Origin of the sequence: Variovorax sp. Root473 (genome assembly GCF_001426505.1) — a bacterium.
Lineage (GTDB): Bacteria > Pseudomonadota > Gammaproteobacteria > Burkholderiales > Burkholderiaceae_C > Variovorax.
On sequence record NZ_LMEV01000013.1, the window covers coordinates 122,142 to 141,419 of the forward strand.

The 19,278-nt window shown below is 68.6% G+C and carries 19 protein-coding genes; 11 read left to right on the forward strand and 8 right to left on the reverse strand.

Translation table 11 applies throughout. The annotated features are described in order from the left end of the window. Positions 1-82: 82 nt before the first annotated feature. The 4 genes from rsmG to ASD34_RS07010 all read right to left on the reverse strand — a co-directional run bounded on the left by rsmG (position 83) and on the right by ASD34_RS07010 (position 3,986). Positions 83-724 (reverse strand): 16S rRNA (guanine(527)-N(7))-methyltransferase RsmG, encoded by a 642-nt coding sequence (gene rsmG, locus ASD34_RS06995; protein ID WP_200937543.1) that lies wholly within the window; start codon positions 722-724, stop codon positions 83-85. After that, complete coding sequence (mnmG, locus tag ASD34_RS07000) at positions 724-2,700, reverse strand: tRNA uridine-5-carboxymethylaminomethyl(34) synthesis enzyme MnmG (RefSeq protein WP_056574790.1); 1,977 nt, start codon at positions 2,698-2,700, stop codon at positions 724-726. Before mnmG ends, rsmG begins: the two co-directional genes overlap by 1 nt. A gap of 177 nt (positions 2,701-2,877) precedes the next feature. Next, positions 2,878-3,765: a transglutaminase-like domain-containing protein gene (locus ASD34_RS07005; RefSeq protein WP_056575373.1), complete on the reverse strand. Its 888-nt coding sequence runs from the start codon at positions 3,763-3,765 to the stop codon at positions 2,878-2,880. 35 nt (positions 3,766-3,800) lie between these two features. Further along, positions 3,801-3,986: a DUF1328 family protein gene (locus tag ASD34_RS07010; protein ID WP_056574793.1), complete on the reverse strand. Its 186-nt coding sequence runs from the start codon at positions 3,984-3,986 to the stop codon at positions 3,801-3,803. Positions 3,987-4,175: 189 nt separating this feature from the next. Here ASD34_RS07010 and gstA point away from each other — a divergent pair, with 189 nt between their 5' ends. The 5 genes from gstA to ASD34_RS07035 all read left to right on the forward strand — a co-directional run bounded on the left by gstA (position 4,176) and on the right by ASD34_RS07035 (position 9,308). Next, positions 4,176-4,784, forward strand: a complete 609-nt coding sequence (gene gstA / locus ASD34_RS07015; protein ID WP_056574796.1) for a glutathione transferase GstA — start codon at positions 4,176-4,178, stop codon at positions 4,782-4,784. Between the two features lie 141 nt (positions 4,785-4,925). After that, positions 4,926-5,723, forward strand: a complete 798-nt coding sequence (locus ASD34_RS07020) for an enoyl-CoA hydratase/isomerase family protein (protein ID WP_056574799.1) — start codon at positions 4,926-4,928, stop codon at positions 5,721-5,723. Then, on the forward strand, positions 5,720-7,552 hold the full coding sequence (locus ASD34_RS07025; RefSeq protein WP_056574801.1) for an acyclic terpene utilization AtuA family protein: 1,833 nt from the start codon (positions 5,720-5,722) through the stop codon (positions 7,550-7,552). The genes ASD34_RS07020 and ASD34_RS07025 overlap by 4 nt, the downstream gene beginning before the upstream one ends. A gap of 85 nt (positions 7,553-7,637) precedes the next feature. Continuing rightward, positions 7,638-8,741, forward strand: a complete 1,104-nt coding sequence (locus ASD34_RS07030; protein ID WP_056574804.1) for an alkene reductase — start codon at positions 7,638-7,640, stop codon at positions 8,739-8,741. 78 nt (positions 8,742-8,819) lie between these two features. Continuing rightward, positions 8,820-9,308 (forward strand): RidA family protein, encoded by a 489-nt coding sequence (locus ASD34_RS07035; protein ID WP_056574808.1) that lies wholly within the window; start codon positions 8,820-8,822, stop codon positions 9,306-9,308. A gap of 171 nt (positions 9,309-9,479) precedes the next feature. Here the strand turns inward: ASD34_RS07035 and ASD34_RS07040 are convergent, their stop codons facing one another. Both ASD34_RS07040 and ASD34_RS07045 read right to left on the reverse strand, forming a co-directional pair. After that, entirely contained in the window at positions 9,480-10,865 is a 1,386-nt protein-coding gene (locus ASD34_RS07040; RefSeq protein ID WP_056574810.1) for a sensor histidine kinase, read from the reverse strand. An 8-nt stretch (positions 10,866-10,873) separates the two neighbouring features. Further along, positions 10,874-11,563: a response regulator transcription factor gene (locus tag ASD34_RS07045; RefSeq protein WP_056574813.1), complete on the reverse strand. Its 690-nt coding sequence runs from the start codon at positions 11,561-11,563 to the stop codon at positions 10,874-10,876. A gap of 116 nt (positions 11,564-11,679) precedes the next feature. Here ASD34_RS07045 and ASD34_RS07050 point away from each other — a divergent pair, with 116 nt between their 5' ends. The 4 genes from ASD34_RS07050 (at position 11,680) to ASD34_RS07065 (ending at position 14,717) form a co-directional block, all read left to right on the forward strand. After that, positions 11,680-12,561 carry an alpha/beta hydrolase gene (locus ASD34_RS07050; RefSeq protein WP_056574816.1) on the forward strand — a complete coding sequence of 294 codons (882 nt, stop codon included), beginning with the start codon at positions 11,680-11,682 and terminating at the stop codon, positions 12,559-12,561. 17 nt (positions 12,562-12,578) lie between these two features. Continuing rightward, entirely contained in the window at positions 12,579-12,866 is a 288-nt protein-coding gene (locus ASD34_RS07055; protein ID WP_056574819.1) for a phosphopantetheine-binding protein, read from the forward strand. Then, positions 12,863-14,143, forward strand: coding sequence for a beta-ketoacyl-[acyl-carrier-protein] synthase family protein (locus ASD34_RS07060; RefSeq protein ID WP_056574821.1), 1,281 nt, complete (start codon positions 12,863-12,865; stop codon positions 14,141-14,143). Before ASD34_RS07055 ends, ASD34_RS07060 begins: the two co-directional genes overlap by 4 nt. 85 nt (positions 14,144-14,228) lie before the next feature. After that, complete coding sequence (locus ASD34_RS07065) at positions 14,229-14,717, forward strand: GNAT family N-acetyltransferase (RefSeq protein ID WP_235509992.1); 489 nt, start codon at positions 14,229-14,231, stop codon at positions 14,715-14,717. A 12-nt stretch (positions 14,718-14,729) separates the two neighbouring features. Here the strand turns inward: ASD34_RS07065 and ASD34_RS07070 are convergent, their stop codons facing one another. Then, positions 14,730-17,003, reverse strand: coding sequence for a heavy metal translocating P-type ATPase (locus tag ASD34_RS07070; protein WP_056574824.1), 2,274 nt, complete (start codon positions 17,001-17,003; stop codon positions 14,730-14,732). A gap of 161 nt (positions 17,004-17,164) precedes the next feature. Between ASD34_RS07070 and ASD34_RS07075 the strand changes: the two genes are divergently transcribed. Both ASD34_RS07075 and cueR read left to right on the forward strand, forming a co-directional pair. Further along, entirely contained in the window at positions 17,165-17,359 is a 195-nt protein-coding gene (locus ASD34_RS07075) for a heavy-metal-associated domain-containing protein (protein WP_056574826.1), read from the forward strand. After that, on the forward strand, positions 17,356-17,778 hold the full coding sequence (cueR, locus tag ASD34_RS07080) for a Cu(I)-responsive transcriptional regulator (protein WP_056574829.1): 423 nt from the start codon (positions 17,356-17,358) through the stop codon (positions 17,776-17,778). The genes ASD34_RS07075 and cueR overlap by 4 nt, the downstream gene beginning before the upstream one ends. Before the next feature lie 106 nt (positions 17,779-17,884). Here cueR and ASD34_RS07085 read toward each other — a convergent pair whose 3' ends face one another. Then, positions 17,885-18,835: a YcjF family protein gene (locus ASD34_RS07085; RefSeq protein ID WP_056574833.1), complete on the reverse strand. Its 951-nt coding sequence runs from the start codon at positions 18,833-18,835 to the stop codon at positions 17,885-17,887. Between the last annotated feature and the right edge of the window lie 443 nt (positions 18,836-19,278).

The following is a 19,278-nucleotide window of genomic DNA, read 5'->3' on the forward strand; positions in this document are numbered from 1 at the left end:
GGCTTCGAGTCTAAGGCAGGCCAGCACTGGGAAGATTGCTCCGGCACCGGCTTTTGCCGGCGCTGTCGCATCTTTTACGAAATCAGGCGGCCGCTTTGCGCGCCCAGACGATGCAGCGCTCGGCGTCCAGGCCCGGCACCGTCAGTTGTTCCACGTGAAACACTGCGACGCCGGCCGGCAAAGCGGCCAGTTCGTCGGTCGGCACCTTGCCCTTCATGGCCAGCCAGACGCCGCCCGGTGCCAGCAGATGCACCGAGCCGTTGAAGAAATCGGGCAGCGATGCGAAAGCGCGCGAGCTGATCACCTCGTAGCTGCCGGCCAGCGATTCGACCCGTGCGTGCAGGCCGCGCAGGTTCGGCAGCTCCAGCTCGGCCGCGACCTGCTGCACGAAAGCCGCCTTCTTGGCGACCGCATCGAGGCAGCTGACCTCGATGTCTGGTCGCATGATGGCGATCACCACACCCGGCAAACCACCGCCGGAACCGACGTCGAGCAGCCTGCCCTTCCCACCCCATTCGCGCTGCAGCGGTGCGACGGCCGCGAGGCTGTCGAGCAGGTGATGCGTCATGACGCCGGCTGGGTCACGCACGGCGGTGAGGTTGTAGACCTTGTTCCACTTGAGCATCAGCGTGCCGTACGCCAGCAGCTGCTCACCCTGCGTATCGGACAGAGCCACGCCCAGGGCGGCTGCGCCTGTGCGCAACGTGTCGAGGGGCGTCGCGATCATCGGGCGGTGTGCGGCTTGGTGGCAGCAGCTTCGGTGGTGGTAGCCGCATCGGCGGCATCGCGGGCGAAGGCCTTGTGCCCGCCCTTGCGCAGGTGAATCATCAGCAGCGAAATTGCGGCAGGCGTGACACCCGAAATGCGCGACGCCAGCCCCAGCGTTTCGGGCCGATGCTTGTCGAGCTTTTGGCGCACCTCGAAGCTCAGGGCCTTGACCTGGCCGTAGTCGAAGTCGGCGGGCAGCTTCAGGTTCTCGAAGTGGGCGGCGCGCTCCACTTCGTCGTGCTGGCGCTCGATGTAGCCGGAATACTTGGCCGAGATCTCGATCTGCTCGATCTCGGATTCGCCCAGGGCCGTGCTTGCGGCGTACTTGCCGCCGTCCAGCGACATCAGGGTTTCGTAGTTCACATCGGGCCGGCGCAGCAGGTCGGCCAGGTTGTATTCGTGCTCGATGGCCTTGCCCAGCACCCGCACCGACTCGGCCGCCGGCAGGTTGCGCGGGTTCACCCAGATCGACTTGAGCCGCTCTGTTTCACGTGAAACAGCGTCGCGCTTTCGGCTGAAAGCGTCCCAACGCGCGTCGTCCACGAGGCCCAGCTTGCGCCCGGCTTCGGTCAGGCGCATGTCGGCGTTGTCCTCGCGCAGCTGCAGCCGGAACTCGGCACGGCTCGTGAACATCCGGTACGGCTCGGTCACACCCTTGGTGATCAGGTCGTCGACCAGCACGCCCAGGTAGGCCTCGTCCCGGCGCGGCAGCCAGGCGTCTTCGCCTCGGCACTGCAGTGCGGCGTTGATGCCGGCGAACAGACCCTGGGCCGCCGCTTCTTCGTAGCCCGTGGTCCCGTTGATCTGTCCGGCAAAGAACAGGCCGCGGATCGCGCGGGTCTCGAAGCTGCTCTTGAGTTCGCGCGGATCGAAATAGTCGTACTCGATGGCGTAGCCCGGGCGCAGGATGTGGGCGTTTTCCAGCCCGGGCATCGAGCGCACCAGCTGGTACTGGATGTCGAACGGCAGGCTGGTCGAAATCCCGTTCGGGTAGTACTCGTTCGTCGTCAGGCCTTCGGGCTCGAGAAAGATCTGGTGGCTGTCCTTGTCGGCGAAGCGGTTGATCTTGTCTTCGACGCTCGGGCAGTAGCGCGGACCGACGCCGTCGATCTTGCCGGTGAACATCGGGCTGCGGTCGAAGCCCGAGCGGATGATGTCGTGCGTGCGCTGGTTGGTGTGCGTCACCCAGCACGGCATCTGCTGCGGGTGCATCTCGACCTTGCCCATGAAGCTGAACACCGGCATCGGCCCTGCGCCGCCGGGCATGCCGTCGCCGGGTTGCTCGGTGCACTTCGAGAAATCGATGCTGCGGCCGTCCAGCCGCGGCGGCGTGCCGGTCTTCAGGCGCCCCTGCGGCAGCTTCAGTTCCTTCAGGCGCGCCGACAGGCTGATGGCCGGCGGGTCGCCCGCGCGGCCGGCCTGGTAATTGTCGAGGCCCACGTGGATGCGGCCGTCGAGGAAAGTGCCCGCGGTCAGCACCACGGTGCGTGCGCGGAAAGAAATGCCCACCTGCGTGACGGCGCCAACGACGCGATCGCCTTCGATCATCAGGTCGTCCACCGCCTGCTGGAACAGGCTGAGGTTCGGCTGATTTTCCAGTCGATGGCGGATCGCGGCCTTGTACAGCACGCGGTCGGCCTGCGCACGCGTGGCGCGCACGGCCGGGCCCTTGCTCGAATTGAGGATGCGGAACTGGATGCCCGCCTCGTCCGTCGCAATGGCCATCGCGCCGCCGAGCGCGTCGACCTCCTTCACGAGGTGGCCCTTGCCGATGCCGCCGATCGACGGGTTGCAGCTCATCTGCCCCAGCGTCTCGATGTTGTGGGAGAGCAGCAGCGTCTTGGCGCCCATGCGTGCGGAAGCGAGCGCGGCTTCGGTGCCGGCATGGCCACCGCCGACGACGATCACATCGAATTCTTCGGGGTACAGCATTGGAAAAAGGGAGCGCACCACAGGACGCGTGCGCGGCGCAAAAAGGGGCGCTAATTTTAAGCGGCGATGCCCCGGCGCGCCCCCTGTGTGGACAAGCTAGAGGGCCACGCCAAAATCGGCCTCACACTTCGCCGCCATTGCATTGTTTGCTATCTATTTAATAGCAAACAATGCCCGTCAGGCGGGCACTTGCACGGGCTCTGGCACTGGATCGGGTTTCTCGATGCCCCGCAACTCGCCGCTGGGAGCCGGCGTGCGCGGCGGTACCGCGCGTTCATCCTGCAGTTCCTGCACCGTGAGCTTCTTGTCGGTCATGCGCACGGCGCCGAAGATCGTGGAGAAGGCCACGTCCTTCGCGTCGCGACCCGTGCCCACGCGCACCAGCCGGTCGACGGGCGCCATGCGCGTCGGATCGAAAAGCACCCACTGCCCGCCGAGCCAGGCTTCGAACACGGCATGGAAGTCCTGCGGCGGTTCGTCGAACCACACGTAGCCCACCACCAGCCGCGCCGGAATGTTGAGCGCACGGCAGAAGGTGATGCCCAGATGCGCGAAGTCGCGGCACCCACCAGCGCGCTGCACGAACACCTCGCGCGCCGTGGTCGTCGAATCGCTGCTGCCCGGCACGTAGACGATGCTGTCGTGAATCCAGTCCGCAATCGCCTGCACGCGGCCGATGCCCGGCGGCAGGTCGCCGAAGAGCTGCTGCGCACAGCGTGCCAGGAGGTCGGACTCGCAATAGCGCGTGGGCAGCAGGTCACCCAGCACGGCATCGGGCAGCTGGCTGACCGGCACTTCGGGCAAGGTGGCCGGCACGTGCACCACCGGGCGCCGCACCGTCGCGCGGTAGGCGATGGTCAGCGGGCCGGGTTGGGCGTCGAAGCGCACGAAGCGATTGCCGCTGTCGACCTCGCAGCCCACCCGCAACCGCGCGGGCGGCTCGATGGTCAGCGTTTCGGCCAGCACCGTCTGCGCGCCCGTGCGCGCAGCCTCGATGTTCAGCCGCAGATGCGCCGGGGCGTCGACCTCATAGTCCAGGCGCAGGTCGATGTGCGACAGGTGCATGGCATGGGCCAAGGGGGTGCCGGGCGGCGACGCGGTCAATCGATCGCCTTCTTCACCGCGCCGACGCCGAGTGCGGCCAGCACCACGAACAGCACCGCCAGCACGAGGAACAGGCCGAACAGCAGCTTGGCAATACCCGCCGCGCCGGCCGCGATGCCGCCGAAGCCCAAAAGGCCCGCCACAAGCGAGATGACCGCAAAAATGATCGCGTACTTGAGCATGGTGAACCACTCCTTTGTTTGCTTTGCAGCGGCAGGTGCCACCGTGTCCGCACTGTAGGAAGCCCCAGCCGGCCGCCCGATAGTCGGCGCGCGCGAGCCGCCGTAGGACAAAAACGCGACGCGTCCAAACCCGCTAGCATCCCTCCGGTCGCACAGATCTTTTCCTTCTATCCACTGGAGTTTTTTCGAATGAAGCTGTACTACTCGCCCGGCGCCTGCTCGCTCTCCCCCCACATCGCGCTGCACGAAGCCGGCATTGCCTTCGAACCCGTGCTGGCCAGCACCAAGAGCCACAAGCTGCAGGACGGCACCGACTACTACGGCATCAACCCGCTGGGCTACGTGCCAATGCTCGAACTCGACGACGGCACGCGCCTGCGCGAAGGCCCGGCCATCGTTCAGTACATTGCCGACCTCGCGCCCACCAAGAACCTCGCGCCCGCCAACGGCACGATGGCGCGCTACCGCCTGCAGGAGTGGCTGACCTTCATCGGCACCGAGATGCACAAGGGCTTCAGCCCGCTGTTCAACCCGGCCATGCCCGAAGAAGCCAAGACCATCGCCAAGGACAAGCTCAAGGCACGCTTCGAATGGCTCGACGGCGAACTCGCCGCCAAGCAGTACCTGATGGGCGAGCATTTCAGCGTGGCCGACGGCTACCTGTTCACCGTGACCAACTGGACCAAGCCCACCGGCCTGGACATCTCCGGCTTCCCCAACGTGCAGGCCTGGCATGCCCGCGTGGCCGCCCGTCCGGCCGTTCAGGAAGCGATGAAGGCCGAAGGCCTGCTGAAGTAAGCCGAAGCGCGCAGAAGCGACACCAGCGGCGATCCGGCCCCTCCCAAGGGAAAACCCGGGTCACCGCAGCCACAAGCCGCATGCCGCGGCTTTTTTTTCGGGCGACGCTCGAGCATCCGTCATCAGGAAGCCGAGCCGTCCATGTCCGAATCTCCTCCTTCTTCTTCACCCTCCCCTGTCGAACTGCGCGAAGAGATGCGCGGGCCCGTCATGTGGCTCACCATCGACCGCGAGGAGCGTCGCAACGCCATCAACGCGGCCGTGCTCGAGGGCCTGTGCGATGCGCTGGCCCGCGCCAACCGCGACACCGCCGTGCGCGCCGTGGTCCTCACCGGCGCCGGCACGCGCGCCTTCTGCGCGGGTGCCGACCTGCAAAGCGGCACCTCGTTCAAGTTCGACTACGCCGCGCCCTACCAGGGCATGGCCAACCTCTTTCGCCAGGCGCGCCAATCGACCGTGCCACTGATCGCGCGCATCAACGGTGCCTGCATGGCGGGCGGCATGGGCCTCATGGCGATGTGCGACCTGGCCGTGGCCAGCCGCCAGGCCGTGTTCGGCCTGCCCGAGGTGAAGGTCGGCGTGTTTCCGGCGCAGGTGCTCAGCGTGCTCGGCGGCCTGTTGCCGCGCCGCGTGCTGGCCGAGATGTGCATCACCGGCGAGCCGATCGACGCTGCGCAAGCGCTCGAACTGAGGCTCGTCAACCGCGTGAGCGACGACGTCGACGACAGCGTCGACTGGCTGCTTGCCCGCCTGCTCGACAAGTCGCCCGCCGCCATCCGCCGCGGCCTGTACACCATGAAGAAGATCGAGGCCATGGCCTTCGAGGAATCGATGGCCTTCACCGAAAGCCAGATCGGCCTGTTCGCGCTCACCGAAGATGCAGCCGAAGGCCAGCTCGCCTTTCGCGAGAAGCGCAAGCCGCAATGGAGCGGCCGATGAGCAGCAGCAACACCACCAGCAACATCAGCGATCGCGTCGTCCGCATCGGCGGCGCCTCCGGCTTCTGGGGCGACAGCAGCGTGGGCGCGCCGCAGCTCGTGGCCAGCGGGCAGATCGACTACCTCGTGTTCGACTACCTCGCCGAGCTCACGATGTCGATCCTCGCGGGCGCGCGGCTGAAGAAGCCCGAGCTGGGCTACGCGACCGACTTCGTCGCGGTCGCGATGAAGGCCGTGCTCAAGGACGTCGTGACACACGGCATCCGCGTCGTGAGCAACGCAGGCGGCGTCAACCCGCAAGGTTGCGCCGATGCACTCGCCACACTGGCCGCCGAACAAGGCGTCGCGCTGAAGATCGCCGTGGTCAGCGGCGACGACGTGTCCCCGCTGCTGCCCGAACTGCGCCAGTCGCCATCGCCCGTGCACGAGCTGCAAACCGGCGCGCCGCTGCCCGAGCGCGTGCTCAGCGCCAACGCCTACCTGGGGGCGCGCCCGATCCAGGCCGCGCTCGACGCGGGCGCGCAGGTCGTCATCACCGGGCGCTGCGTCGACTCGGCCGTCACGCTGGGCGTGCTCATGCACGAATTCCAATGGCAGCCCGGCGACTTCGATCGATTGGCGGCCGGCAGTCTCGCCGGCCACATCATCGAGTGCGGCTGCCAGGCCACCGGCGGCCTGCACACCGACTGGGACACCGTGCCCGACTGGCCGAACATCGGCTACCCCATCGTCGAATGCAGCGCCGACGGCAGCTTCGTCGTCACCAAGCCCGCGGGCACCGGTGGCAAGCTCATGCCCGCCGTGGTCGGCGAGCAGATGCTCTACGAGATCGGCGACCCCGCGGCCTACCTGCTGCCCGACGTGGTGGCCGACTTCACGCAGGTGCGCATCGAACAGGCCGGCGAACACCGCGTGCGCGTGCAAGGCGCGCGCGGCCGCGCGCCGACCGGCAGCTACAAGGTCTGCGCCACCTACGTCGACGGCTTCAAGACCGCGGCGCAACTCACGATCGTCGGCTTCGATGCGGTGCCCAAGGCGCGGCGCACGGGCGAGGCGATCCTTGCGCGCACCGGCGCCCTCTTCGTGCAACAAGGCCTCGGGCCCTACAGCGGCACGCAACTCGAAGTGCTCGGCGCCGAGTCGTGCTACGGGCCGCATGCGCAGACACAGGCGCAGCACATCCGCGAGGCCGTGCTGCGGCTCGCCGTGACGCATCCGCGCAAGGACGCGCTGGAGCTGTTCGCGCGCGAGGTCGCGCCGGCCGGCACCTCGTGGTCGCCCGGCACCACGGGCGCGGGCGGCGGTCGCGCGTCGGTGTCGCCGTCGATCCGGCAGTACGCATTCCTGCTCGACAAGGCGCGTGTGCGTCCGCTGGTGCACATCGATGGTCAGTCCGTCGATGTGCCGGAAGCCGCCGCCGTCCCCGAGGCTCCGCTTCCCGCGCGCACCAACGACGCCCTCCCCCTGGCCACACCGGGCGACGACGCCATCGAAGTCCCGCTGATCCGCCTCGCCTGGGCCCGCAGCGGCGACAAGGGCGACACCTCCAACATCGGCGTCATCGCGCGCCATCCCGAGTTGCTGCCGCTGCTGCGCGCGCAGCTCACCGAGGCGCGCGTGGCCGCATGGCTCGCGCACCTGGTGCAAGGCCCTGTCACGCGCCACGAAGTGCCCGGCATCCACGCCTTCAACTTCGTCTGCGAACAGGCGCTCGGCGGCGGCGGCATGGCCTCACTGCGCAACGACCCGCTCGGCAAGGGCATGGGGCAGATCCTGCTGGCGCTGCCCGTGCGCGTGAGCCCGGCGCTGCTGGCGCGGTTGCTTCCTTAGCACCAATCGGGACAACCGTGCGACAGCAGGGTTGAGACGGGCGGCTTAGCCTTGCGCCTGTTTCAACTCTGACCCTCAATCCGCGATGTCCACCCTTTTCGACCCCGTCCAGGCCGGCGACCTCCAGCTCGCCAACCGCATCGTGATGGCGCCGCTCACGCGCAACCGCTCGCCCAACGCGATCCCGCCCGACATCGCCGCCACCTATTACGCCCAGCGCGCCAGTGCCGGCCTGCTCATCACCGAAGCCACCGCCATCAGCCACCAGGGCCAGGGCTATTCCGACGTGCCCGGCCTCTACGGCACCGAGCAGCTCGACGCCTGGAAGCGCGTGACCGACGCCGTGCACGCCCAGGGCGGCAAGATCGTCGTGCAGCTGTGGCACGTGGGCCGCGTCTCGCACACCGAACTGCAACCCGGTGGCGGCAAGCCCGTCGCACCCTCGGCCATCACCGCCAAGACCAAGACCGTGCTCATCAAGGACGGCGTGCCGACCTTCGTCGAAACCTCCGAGCCACGCGCACTGGATGCGGCCGAACTGCCCGGCATCGTCCACGCCTATGCCGTGGCCGCACGCAGCGCCGTCGAGACCGCGGGCTTCGACGGCGTGGAACTGCACGGCGCCAACGGCTACCTGCTCGACCAGTTCCTGAAGGACGGCAGCAACAAGCGCACCGACGACTACGGCGGCAGCATCGAGAACCGCGCGCGCCTGCTGCTCGAGTCCACGCGCGCCGTGGTCGACGCCGTCGGCGGCGGCAAGACCGGCATCCGCCTGTCGCCCGTCACGCCCGCCAATGACGCGCACGACAGCGACCCGCAGCCGCTGTTCACCTACGTCGTGCAGCAGCTGGCGCCGCTGAACCTGGCCTACATCCACATCATCGAAGGCGCCACCGGCGGCCCGCGCGAAATCGCCGACCGCCCCTTCGACTACGAAGCCCTGAAGGCCGCCTACCGCGCCGCCGGCGGCAAGGCCGCCTGGATGGTCAACAACGGCTACGACCGCCCCCTGGCCGAAGAAGCCGTGAAGGAAGGCGACGACCTCGTGGCCTTCGGCAAGCCCTTCATCTCCAACCCCGACCTGGTGCGCCGCCTGCGCGAGAACGCACCGCTGAACGAGCTGGACAAGGCGACGATGTATGGCGGTGGGGCGAAGGGGTATACGGACTATCCGGCGCTGGGCTGACGCCCCGGCGGCCCTTCAGGGCCATGGCAAGATGCGACGGACCTCGTCATCAACGTCCGTCTGCAGGAGCGCAACGCCATGGCCCGCATCGAACAACGACTCGCAGCACTCGGCCTCGTGCTGCCCCCATCGGTCACGCCACCGCCGGGCGTGGTCCTCCCCTTCCAGTTCGTCCGCCTCATCGGCCGGCGCGCCATCGTCTCGGGCCACGGTCCGCTGGATGCCGATGGCCAGATCGCCGCGCCGCTCGGCAAGCTCGGCGCCGAACTGACCGTCGAGCAGGGCTACACCGCCGCGCGCCTCACCGGGCTCGCGATGCTGGGCAGCCTGCAGCGCGCGCTGGGCGACCTGGACCGCATCACCGCATGGACACGCGTGTTCGGCATGGTCGCTTCGGCACCCGGCTTTCAGCAGCAGCCAGCGGTCATCAACGGGTTTTCCGACCTGATCCTCGCGCTCTTCGGTCCCGAGGTCGGCGCCCATGCGCGCAGCGCCGTGGGCATGGCCGAACTGCCTTTCGGCATCCCGGTGGAGATCGAAGGCGAGGTCGGGTTCGACGACGCGTGAGCGACAAAGCGACCCCCTGGCACCTGCGCCGCGCCACCGCCGCCGACGTGGCGGCCGTCACCGCATGCGCGGTCGAGGCCTTCCGCACCTACATCCCGCGCCTGGGCCTCACGCCGCGGCCGATGACGCGCGTCTACATGCGCAAGCCACTGGCAAGCACGTGTGCCGTCGTCAGGCGCCGTCCCCGAAAGTCACGCTCACGCGCAGGCCATTGGGCTGCGCCGCTTCGAGCCGCAACTGCGCGCCCAGCAGCTCGGCATAGCGCGCCACGATCGACAGCCCCAGCCCCGCGCCCTGCCCCAGCTTCTGGCCTGCGGGTCCTTGCGCCCACCGCTGCATGAGGTCGCGCTGCGCTTCGAGGGGAATGCCGGGTCCGTCGTCGATCACGCTCAGCGTGCGGCCCGCGAGTTCGACGGTGATCGTGCGACCGCCATAGCGCAGCGCGTTGTCGATGAGGTTGTCGAGAATGCCCTCCACCAGCGCTTCGTTCGCAAGCACCGTCACACCGTCGTCGAGGCCGCGCGCGCCCAGGTCGACACCGCGTGCATCGGCACGCGCGAGGTGGCGCAACACGGTCTGTTCGGCCAGCACGTCCAGCGCCACGGGCGTGCGCTGCAGGTCGGTGCGCGCCTCGTCGGCCAGCGCGAGTGCGAGCAGCTGGTCGATGAGGTGGCTCGCGCGCGCCTGCCGCTCGGACACGCGCGTGAGCTGCTCGCGCCACACCGCGGTGTCGTGTTGCGCGAGCCCGTATTCGGCCAGTGCGCGGATGCCGGCCAACGGCGTGCGCAGCTCGTGCGCGACGTTGCCCACGAACTCGCGCTGCGCACGCACGCTGTAGCGCAGGCGATCGAACAGCGCGTTCACCGCATCGCCCAGGCGCTGCAGCTCTTTCGATGTCTGCGCCACGGCGACCGGTGAGAGATCGCGCACATCGCGCGTGTCGAGCGCGCGCTGCAGCTCGCCGAGCGGTCGCAGGTCGCGTCGGATGCCATGCCAGAGCCACACAGCCAGCAGCACGAGCAGCAGCACCTGCGGCGCCATGGCATAGACGAGCAGCCGCTGCACGAGCGCCGCCCGGCTCAGCGTGGTCTGCGCCACGATCACGCGGTAGGGCATGTGCAGGCCGGGTTCGGCGTCGTGATCGAGCACGACCGCACGCAGCACGTTCCCGTCGTAGTCGATGTCGGAAAAGCGGTAGCGCGAGCCTTCGTCCGGCAGCGGCGCCATCAGGTCGACCTTGCCCGAGATCGGCGTGCCGTCGAGGCGCTGCACCGAGAAGTAGACCTTGTCGGTCTGGTCGAACAGCACAGTCGCCACTTCGCGCGGCGTCAGCAGCAGCTCGATGCCGCGCTCGCCGGCCTGCACGTTGGCCGACAGTGCGTAGGCGTCGTCGAGCATGCCGCGGTCGAAGGCCTGCTCGGAGAAGTAATTGGCAATGACCAGCGCGATCACCGCGCCCGCCATCCAGGTGAGCGCCAGCGGCACCAGCACGTTGCGCAGCACGCGCCGCGTGAGCGACGGTGCACTGCGTGCGGGCGTTGGCGTTGCCTCGCTCACAAGCGGCCTCACACCTCGGCTTCGAGCAGGTAGCCGATGCCGCGCAGCGTGCGGATGCCCGCACCCGAGCCGAGCAGCTTCTTGCGCAGGCGCGAGATGAAAGCCTCGAGCGCGTTGTCGCCCAGCGATTCGTCGAAGCCGGAGAGCTTGTCCGACAGCGCCCGCTTGCTCACCGTGCGGCCCGGCGGGCTCATGAGCTCCCACAGCACCTCGAACTCGCGCGCCGGCAAGTCGAGCGGTGCGTTCGCGACCGCGAAGCGCCGCGCCTTGCGGTCGAGCTTGAGCTGGCCGAGCACCACGATGTCTTCGGTGCCCTTGGCACGCCGCACCAGCGCGCGCAGCCGTGCTTCGACCTCGGCGAGATCGAAGGGCTTGCCCAGGTAGTCGTCGGCGCCCGCGTCGAGGCCGGCGATGCGTTCCTCGGTGCGTCCGCGCGCCGTGAGCACCAGCACGGGCGTGCGATCGCCGCGTGCACGCGCCTGCCGCAGCGCGGTGAGACCGCTCGCCAGGCCGCTGGTGGGGCTGGCGGTGGCGGGCAGGTTGAGGTCGAGCAGCACGGCATCGAAGGGCTGCACGCGCCACAGGTGGTCGGCGTCCTCGACGTTGGTCGACACGTCGACCCGATGGCCCGCGTCGGCGAGGCTGCGCAGCATCACGTCGCGCAGCACGGTGTCATCTTCCACAAGCAGGATTCGCATGGTGAGTGAATGAGTGGGTGTGTGATTCTGTGGGTCTGCCCTGGCGAAAGACGCGTCAGCGGCCGGTCAGTCGCTCACCGCGATAAACGCGGCATGAGCATACGACACGCCTTCCGATGAGTGCACGCGATCCCTCCGATCCCTTGAGCCTGGTGTCCCCCGCCGTGCAGCGCACCGCGGCGGTTCTGCTGCATGGTTTATGCAGCACGCCTGACGAGCTGCTGACCGTGCAATCGACCCTGCAGCGCCACGGGTATGCGGTGCAGCCACTGAGCATCGCGGGCTACTCGTTCGACGCCGCCGCGCCGCTGCAGCAGGCGGTGCCCTTCGAACGCTGGCTCGACACGCTCGAGGCACACGTGAAGGCGCTGCGGCGCACACATGAGCGCGTGATGCTGGTCGGCATCTCCGCCGGTGCGTCGCTGGCCCTGGGCGGCGCGATCCGCTGTGGCCGCGAGGTGGACGCGCTGGTGCTCATGTCGACCACGCTGCGCTTCGACGGCTGGGCCGTGCCGCGCACGCGCTTCCTGCTGCCGCTGGCCTTCTACACGCCGCTGGGCCGTTTCTGGCAGTACCGCGAACGTGCGCCCTACGGCGTGAAGAACGAGCGCGTGCGCACCTGGATCGAGCGCGAGTTGCGCCATCGCCAGGTCTCGCGCGCCGGCAGCGCGGTGATCGGCGTGAGCCACCTGCGCGAGCACGACCGGCTGATCCGCCACGTGCGGCGCCGCCTGAACGACGTGCAGTGCGAACAAGTGCTGGCACTGCATGCGCGCGAAGACGAAGTGGCGAGCCTGTCGAACCTCGACCTGCTCGTGCGCGGGCTGCGTTGCGCGTCGCTGCGCACCGTGGTCCTGAACAACAGCTATCACATGATCTCCATCGACAACGACCGCCAGCAGGTGGTGCGCGAGACCCTCGCCTTCGCCGAGGCCGTGACACACGGTCCAGCGCCCGAACCCGTGTACCGCACCCGCGGCACTGCGCTTTGTGCCTGAAAGAAAAGGAACCTCCCATGCCTTCCGCTCCCACCTTCAACAGCATCGCGAGCATCCTGGAGACCGACTTCCACGTCGCGCGCACGGCCATCTCGCCGGCCACCGCGCTGTCGGACCTCGGCCTCGATTCGCTGGCGCTCATGGAGTTCGTCTTCGCGGTCGAAGACGCCTTCCACCTGCGCATTCCCGAAGACCGGCTCGATCCGCGCGAAGCGGGCATTACGCTGCAGCGGCTGTGCGAGGTGATCGATGCCGAGGGCGACGCTGCCGCCGCGCGCAGCGAGCCGATGGCTGCCCCGGCATGAGCAGCGGCGCCGCCCATGCCGTGCTCGCGGCCGCCTCGACCGCGCACACCGTCGCTGCGCCTGTTCATGTGAGCGGCCTGGGCTTCGTCACGCCGCTCGGCCGCAGCATCGAGGCCTTCGACGACGCGCTGTTCGCAGGCCGTTCCGCCGTGCGTGCGCAGACGCTCGAGATCGCGGGCATGGACCCGATGGCCATCGCCGCCGCCACCTGCGACTTCGACGCCAGTGGCGTGCGCAGCGCCTCGCGCCTACCGCTGGACCGCGGTACCGCGATGGCACTGTCCGCGGCAAAGGACGCAGCGGCTGATGCCGGACTCGACCTCGACGCCATCGACCGCGACCGCCTGGGCATCTTCTGGGGCAGCGGCCTGGCCGGCGCCGGCACCTTCGACGCCACGACGCGCGCGCTCTACGGCGAACAGCGCCGCATGCGCCCTACCACCGTGCTCACCGTGATGCCCAACGCAGCCGTGGCCGAGCTGGCGCTGCACTTCGGCGCGCGTGGCGCGGCGCTGGCCTATGCCTGCGCCTGTGCCTCGTCAGCCGTGGCCATCGGCGAAGCCATGCGCGCCATCCGCGGGGGCTGGATCGACATCGCCATCGTCGGCGGCCACGACGCGATGCTCACGCCCGGCGTGATGGCCAGCTGGCACGCGATGCGCGTCATGGCGCCGCCGCCGGCCAATGCGCCCGCCACCGCCTGCCGTCCGTTCTCGGCCGACCGTGCGGGCTTTGCCATCGGCGAGGGCGCGGCCGCGCTGGTGCTCGAATCGGAAGCCCATGCGCGCGCACGCGGCGCGGGCCCGCAGCCCTTCGTGCTCAGCGGCTACGCCAGCAACTGCGACGGCACGCACATCACCAACCCCGACCCGGCCGGCCAGGTGCGCGCGATGCGTGCGGCGCTGCGCGACGCCGGGCTCACACCGTCGGACATCGGCCACATCAACGCCCACGGCACCGCGACAACGGCAGGCGACGCGGCCGAAGCGGCATCGATCGGCGAGCTGTTCGGCCACGCCGCGCCGGTCAGCGCAACCAAGGCGATCCACGGCCACGTGCTCGGCGGCGGTGGCGCCATCGAACTCGTGGCCGCATTGCGCGCCTTGGCACGCGAGGCCTTGCCGCCCATCGCGCACCTGCACACGCCGGATGCCGCATTCGGCAAGGTCGACTTCGTGCGCGGCGCGGCGCGTGAAGCGCGCGGACTGCGCCACGTGCTGTCGAATTCCTTCGCCTTCGGCGGCACGAATGCGGTGATCGTGGCGAGCCGGCGCTGACCTCCAGGGGGACAGAAAAACCGGTGCCGTCATCGGCACCGGCTTGCTATGCTGCGCCGCATCCTTCCCACAGAAGAAGCGCGACATGCCCCTGCACCGCCTCGCCACGCCCTGCGATTTCGACGCCGTCTTCGATCTCTACATGCATGAGAAGGTCGTGCCCTACCTGGGCTACGACCCGATGCCGCGCGACGACTTTCGCGCCGTGTTCCAGGGGCTGCTCGACAGCGGTGCCTTCTTCATCTTCGAAGTCGATGGCCGGGTCGCCGGTTTCTACCGCGTCACGCGCTACCCGGGCCGTGCGCAGCATGTGGCGAGCCTGGGCACGCTCGCGGTCGATCCCGCGTTGCATGGCCGCGGCGTCGCGCAGACGATGGTGATCGACGTGCTCGCGCGGCTGAAGGCCGAAGGCGTTCGCCGCGTCGAACTGATGGCCGAGAGCGACAACACCACGGCCCTGCGCTTCTATGCCCGGCTGGGCTTCGTGCACGAAGGCACGCTGCGCCAGTTCTACCGCCGGGCCGGCGAAGCGGACTTCGTCGACGAGCACCTGATGGCACTGCTGTTCGACTGATCCGCTGTCGAGTCAGTGTGGTTGTTGCAGCCGGTGCTTCGGCTTCCAGCGCCGCAGCAACAGCGCGTTGGCCATCACGCTCACGCTCGACAGCGCCATCGCCGCACCGGCCACCACCGGGCTCAACAGGCCGAAGGCCGCGAGCGGAATGCCGGCCACGTTGTAGGCAAAGGCCCAGAACAGGTTCTGCCGGATCTTCGCCACCGTGCGGCCCGAGAGCTCGAGCGCTTCGGCCACGAGGGCGAGGTCGCCGCGCATCAGCGTGATGCCGGCCGCCTCCATCGCCACGTCGGTGCCGCCGCCCGAAGGTGCCATCGCGATGCCCACGTCGGCCGCAGCAAGCGCAGGCGCATCGTTCGCGCCGTCGCCGACCATCGCGACCACATGACCGTTCTTGCGCAACGCGCTCACCTGCTCGACCTTGTCGGCGGGCAGCACGTCGGCGCGCACGTCTTCGGCCGGTATGCCGAGCCGCGCCGCCATCGCCTGCGCCGCGCGCAGGTTGTCGCCCGAGATCATCACCACGCGCAGGCCGCGCCCCCGCAAGGTGCGGATCGCTTCGGCAGCTTGCGGCTTCGGCTCGTCGGCGAAGGCCAGCAGCGCCTGCACGTGCGCGGAACCGGCGTCGTCGAAGCGCAGCAACGCGGACACCGTGGCGCCCTGCGACTGCAGGCGTTCGACGTCGGCCTCGGCCGGCATCGCATCGAGTTCGCGGCACCAGCGCAGGCTGGCGATGGCCCAGGTCGCGCCATTCACTTCGCCGCGCACGCCGCGGCCCGGCATCGCCTGCATCACACCGAGCGGCGGTGCGTGCACGCCGCGTTCGGCAGCGGCGTTCAGCACGGCGCGTGCGAGCGGATGCTCGCTGCCGCCTTGCAGGCTGGCGGCCGTGGCAAGCAGGTCGTTCTCGTTGGCCAGCGCACCGGCCGCGGGCAGCAGCGCCGTGAGCACGGGGCGGCCCACGGTCAGCGTGCCGGTCTTGTCGAAGGCCACGGTGTCGACGCGGTGCGCGATTTCCAAAGCGCGCGCATCCTTGATGAGGATGCCGTGTTTCGCGGCCACGCCGGTGCCCGCCATCACCGCCACCGGCGTCGCGAGGCCCAGGGCACAGGGACAAGCGATGACCAGCACTGCCACCGCATGGATCAGCGCGGCCTCGACACCGGCACCGGTGACCATCCAGCCCGCAAACGCGACCAGCGCGATCAGCAGCACGACCGGCACGAACACCGCTGCCACCTGGTCGACCATACGCTGGATCGGCGCCTTGGCGGCCTGCGCGTCTTCGACCAGCCGGATGATGCGCGCGAGCACGCTTTCGGCGCCGACCGCGCGCACCTCGATGACCATGCGGCCGTCGCCGTTCACGGCGCCGCCGGTCAGTACGTCGCCGGGGTTCTTGGCCACGGGCAGCGGTTCGCCGGTGAGCATGGATTCATCGACCTCGGACTGCCCTTCGAGCACGCGCGCATCGGCCGGCACGCGCTCACCGGGACGCACGGCGAGGCGGTCGCCGACCATCACCTCGGCCAGCGGCACGTCGCTTTCCTTGCCGCGCGCGTTGATCAGGTGCGCCACTTCGGGCCGCAGCTGCTGCAGCGCGCGGATCGCCGAAGTGGCCTGGCGCTTGGCGCGCGCCTCGAGCCACTTGCCCAGCAACACCAGCGTGATCACCACCGCCGAGGCTTCGAAGTACAGGTGCGGCACCATGCCATGCCCCGCATGCTCGCCAGTGGCGGCGCGCCACCACAGCCACAGCGACAGGCCGAAGGCCGCGCTGGTGCCCAGCGCCACCAGCAGGTCCATGTTGCCGGTGCGGGCCTTGGCCGCATGCCAGCCCGCGCGGTAGAAACGCGCGCCGAGCCAGAACTGCACCGGCGTCGCGAGCAGCAGCTGCACCCAGGGCGGCAGCATCCAGCTTTGCCCGATGAGGTCGCCGAGCATCGGCGCCGTCAGCGGGATCGACAGCGCCAGGCCGATCGCCACGGGCATGAAGCCGTGCCAGGGCGACAGCGCGGCGGCCTCGTCCTGGGCGGTGCTTTCGGCGCGCGGCTCGTAGCCGGCGGCGCGCACGGCACGGCGCAGCAGCAGGGCCATGTCCTCGCCGCCTGTGGCCACGATGCGGGCCGACTCGGTCGCGAGGTTGACGCTCACGTCCTGCACGCCGGGCACGTTCTTGAGCGCGCGCTCCACGCGCATCACGCACGAGGCACAGGTCATGCCGCCGACCGAGAGGTCCAGCGTGGCAGCGGCGGCCGATGAGGGTGGGGGCTGAATGTGTTCCATGGTCCCGAGGCTAAAGCCTGACACCATGGCAAGGTCAAGCGCGGTGGCTTCAAAGCCCTTGGCTGGACGTTGACATCGTGAGAGGGTTGAAACTGGCGTTGTCCCCGATTCGGGTGTTCAATCTCTCCACCCTTCATTCATTCCGACAAGGAGCAACGACGATGAGCCAGAAATTCCAGGTCTCCGGCATGAGCTGCAACCACTGCGTGGAGGCGGTGCAGGACGCGGTACAGGCGGTCGACCCGCACGCGCAGGTCACGGTCGATCTCGAAACCGGCCATGTGGACGTGCTGAGCCAGCAGCCGCGCCAGGACATCGTGGTCGCGATCGAGAACGCCGGCTACACCGTTCAATGACGACCGCGACCACGGCCTCCGGCCGCCAGGTCGCCATTGGCGAGGCCGCGCGGCTGTCGGGCGTGTCGGCGCGCATGGTCCGGCATTACGAAGGCCTGGGCCTGCTGCCCGCGGTGGCGCGCACCGAGAGCGGCTACCGCCAGTACAACGACGCCGACGTCCACACGCTGCGCTTCATCAAGCGCTCCCGCGATCTGGGTTTTTCGATGGAAGAAATCGCCGAGCTGGTCGGCCTGTGGCACAACCGCCGCCGCGCCAGCGCGAGCGTGAAGCGCATCGCGCAAAAGCACCTGGGCGAACTGGAACAGCGCATCGCCGACATGCAGTCGATGCGCAGCACGCTCGCGCACCTCGTGCATTGCTGCCATGGCGATGCACGGCCGGATTGCCCGATCCTCGACGACCTGAGCCAAGTCTAGGTACTCCCCCAAGCTTCGCGCACTTCGTGTCGCTGCGCCAACCCCCTCGCCGGGGGGCGATACCGGTGGCCCGGCAAAGCCGGTTCCACGGTATCCCTGGAAAAAATCAGGCGTTTTTAACGAGCGACAAGACCTGGCTGGTGTCCAGCGTGCGCGCCCGTTCCTGGATCGCCGGCAGGTACTGCGTCTGCAGGCCCTGCCCTTCCTTCACCACGCTGGAGAACGCGTCCTTCAGCATCTGCGTGGACAGCGTGCGGCCGCCCGCGTAATAACGCTTGGCCACATGGCCCAGCGCATAGGTCGACGCGAAGCTCATGCCCGAGCTCACGGCCTGCTTGCCGAGTCCGCCCAGCAGGCCGCCACCGACCTTGCCCAGCAAGCCGCCCAGCAGCTTGCGCCCGGCCTGCTCCAGGTACTGCGAGGTCAGGCCCACGCCCACGGTGGCCAGGAAATCCTTGATGTGGCCGGTGTCCAGCTGGTAGCCGTGCGCCTGGCCGATGCGGTAGACCAGCTTCATCTGCAGCGGAATGATCGCCATGGTCGACAGCGTCTCGGGCAGCAGCTCGAGCGCGCCGTTGAGGATGGCGGCGTTGAGGATCGCGCGGTCCAGCTCGGTGCTGTCGGGCGCCTGCGGTGCCGCAGGCGTCGCCGTCGTTGCGGGCGTCCCCGCCACAGCCGCCGGCACCGCAGCGGCGATGTCTTCCGCCCGCTGCGAGAACTGCGCCGCCGAGGCGTCCAGGCCGAGCGAACTGCGCACGTCCATCAGGAAGAGCCGCTCCGGTTCCGACTGCACGCCGTCGGCATCGCACATGCACACCGCCATCTCGTACGCCAGTTGGCGCGACTCGGCGCTTTTCAGCTCGCCGGCCACCGAGGCCAGCGACACCCGCTTCATCAGCACGTCCTGGTAGATCGTGGGCAGGTTCACGCCGTCGGCCTGCGACAGGCCTTCGGCGATGCGCTTGATCTCGGCACGCTCGCGTTCGTGCTTTTCACCATCGACAAACGCCGCCAGCAGGCTCAGGGTGACGATCGCTTTTGTTTCAGAAGGTGTCATGTTCGAGTTTTTTCGTCATGTGAAGGAGCGGATTGGGTCCGCGCCGCGCCCGAAGGTTCCGCTTCGCGTTCTCCCCACAAAACTGGGGCAACTCTGTGGATAACCCCGGCACTGCTCTGTAGGGGCGATGCAAGTCTTTGATTTGCAAGGGAAATCTACAACCTGCCCAAATAACAGGCAATGGATTTCTCGGCCCGAAAACCGTCTTTCGCAGAAATCCGGAGGGCTGTCAAAGGACAACTCTGGGGAGCGTTTTTGCACAAGCCATCGGTTATCCACAGGGCCGACGGGTTACCCCATGTTGTCCCAGTTGCGGGTACACCACGGAAGCGCGGGTGCGCACAGTGACGCGGGCATGACAAGTCGTTGTCGCGTCAAGGAAAAAGCGACCTTTCCACAGACGAGGGCGACCCTTATCTACTACTACTAATTTGAATAAGAAG

Excerpts from the sequence above, each read along its gene's own strand:
- mnmG (WP_056574790.1), bottom strand. The coding sequence starts at position 2,700 with ATGCTGTACCCCGAAGAATTCGATGTGATCGTCGTCGGCGGTGGCCAT.
- ASD34_RS07075 (WP_056574826.1), top strand. The coding sequence starts at position 17,165 with ATGAGCCAGAAATTCCAGGTCTCCGGCATGAGCTGCAACCACTGCGTG.
- ASD34_RS07020 (WP_056574799.1), top strand. The coding sequence starts at position 4,926 with ATGTCCGAATCTCCTCCTTCTTCTTCACCCTCCCCTGTCGAACTGCGC.
- ASD34_RS07070 (WP_056574824.1), bottom strand. The coding sequence starts at position 17,003 with ATGGAACACATTCAGCCCCCACCCTCATCGGCCGCCGCTGCCACGCTG.
- ASD34_RS07050 (WP_056574816.1), top strand. The coding sequence starts at position 11,680 with ATGAGTGCACGCGATCCCTCCGATCCCTTGAGCCTGGTGTCCCCCGCC.
- cueR (WP_056574829.1), top strand. The coding sequence starts at position 17,356 with ATGACGACCGCGACCACGGCCTCCGGCCGCCAGGTCGCCATTGGCGAG.
- ASD34_RS07005 (WP_056575373.1), bottom strand. The coding sequence starts at position 3,765 with ATGCACCTGTCGCACATCGACCTGCGCCTGGACTATGAGGTCGACGCC.
- gstA (WP_056574796.1), top strand. The coding sequence starts at position 4,176 with ATGAAGCTGTACTACTCGCCCGGCGCCTGCTCGCTCTCCCCCCACATC.
- ASD34_RS07060 (WP_056574821.1), top strand. The coding sequence starts at position 12,863 with ATGAGCAGCGGCGCCGCCCATGCCGTGCTCGCGGCCGCCTCGACCGCG.
- ASD34_RS07045 (WP_056574813.1), bottom strand. The coding sequence starts at position 11,563 with ATGCGAATCCTGCTTGTGGAAGATGACACCGTGCTGCGCGACGTGATG.
- ASD34_RS07065 (WP_235509992.1), top strand. The coding sequence starts at position 14,229 with ATGCCCCTGCACCGCCTCGCCACGCCCTGCGATTTCGACGCCGTCTTC.
- ASD34_RS07055 (WP_056574819.1), top strand. The coding sequence starts at position 12,579 with ATGCCTTCCGCTCCCACCTTCAACAGCATCGCGAGCATCCTGGAGACC.
- ASD34_RS07025 (WP_056574801.1), top strand. The coding sequence starts at position 5,720 with ATGAGCAGCAGCAACACCACCAGCAACATCAGCGATCGCGTCGTCCGC.
- ASD34_RS07035 (WP_056574808.1), top strand. The coding sequence starts at position 8,820 with ATGGCCCGCATCGAACAACGACTCGCAGCACTCGGCCTCGTGCTGCCC.
- ASD34_RS07030 (WP_056574804.1), top strand. The coding sequence starts at position 7,638 with ATGTCCACCCTTTTCGACCCCGTCCAGGCCGGCGACCTCCAGCTCGCC.
- ASD34_RS07010 (WP_056574793.1), bottom strand. The coding sequence starts at position 3,986 with ATGCTCAAGTACGCGATCATTTTTGCGGTCATCTCGCTTGTGGCGGGC.
- ASD34_RS07085 (WP_056574833.1), bottom strand. The coding sequence starts at position 18,835 with ATGACACCTTCTGAAACAAAAGCGATCGTCACCCTGAGCCTGCTGGCG.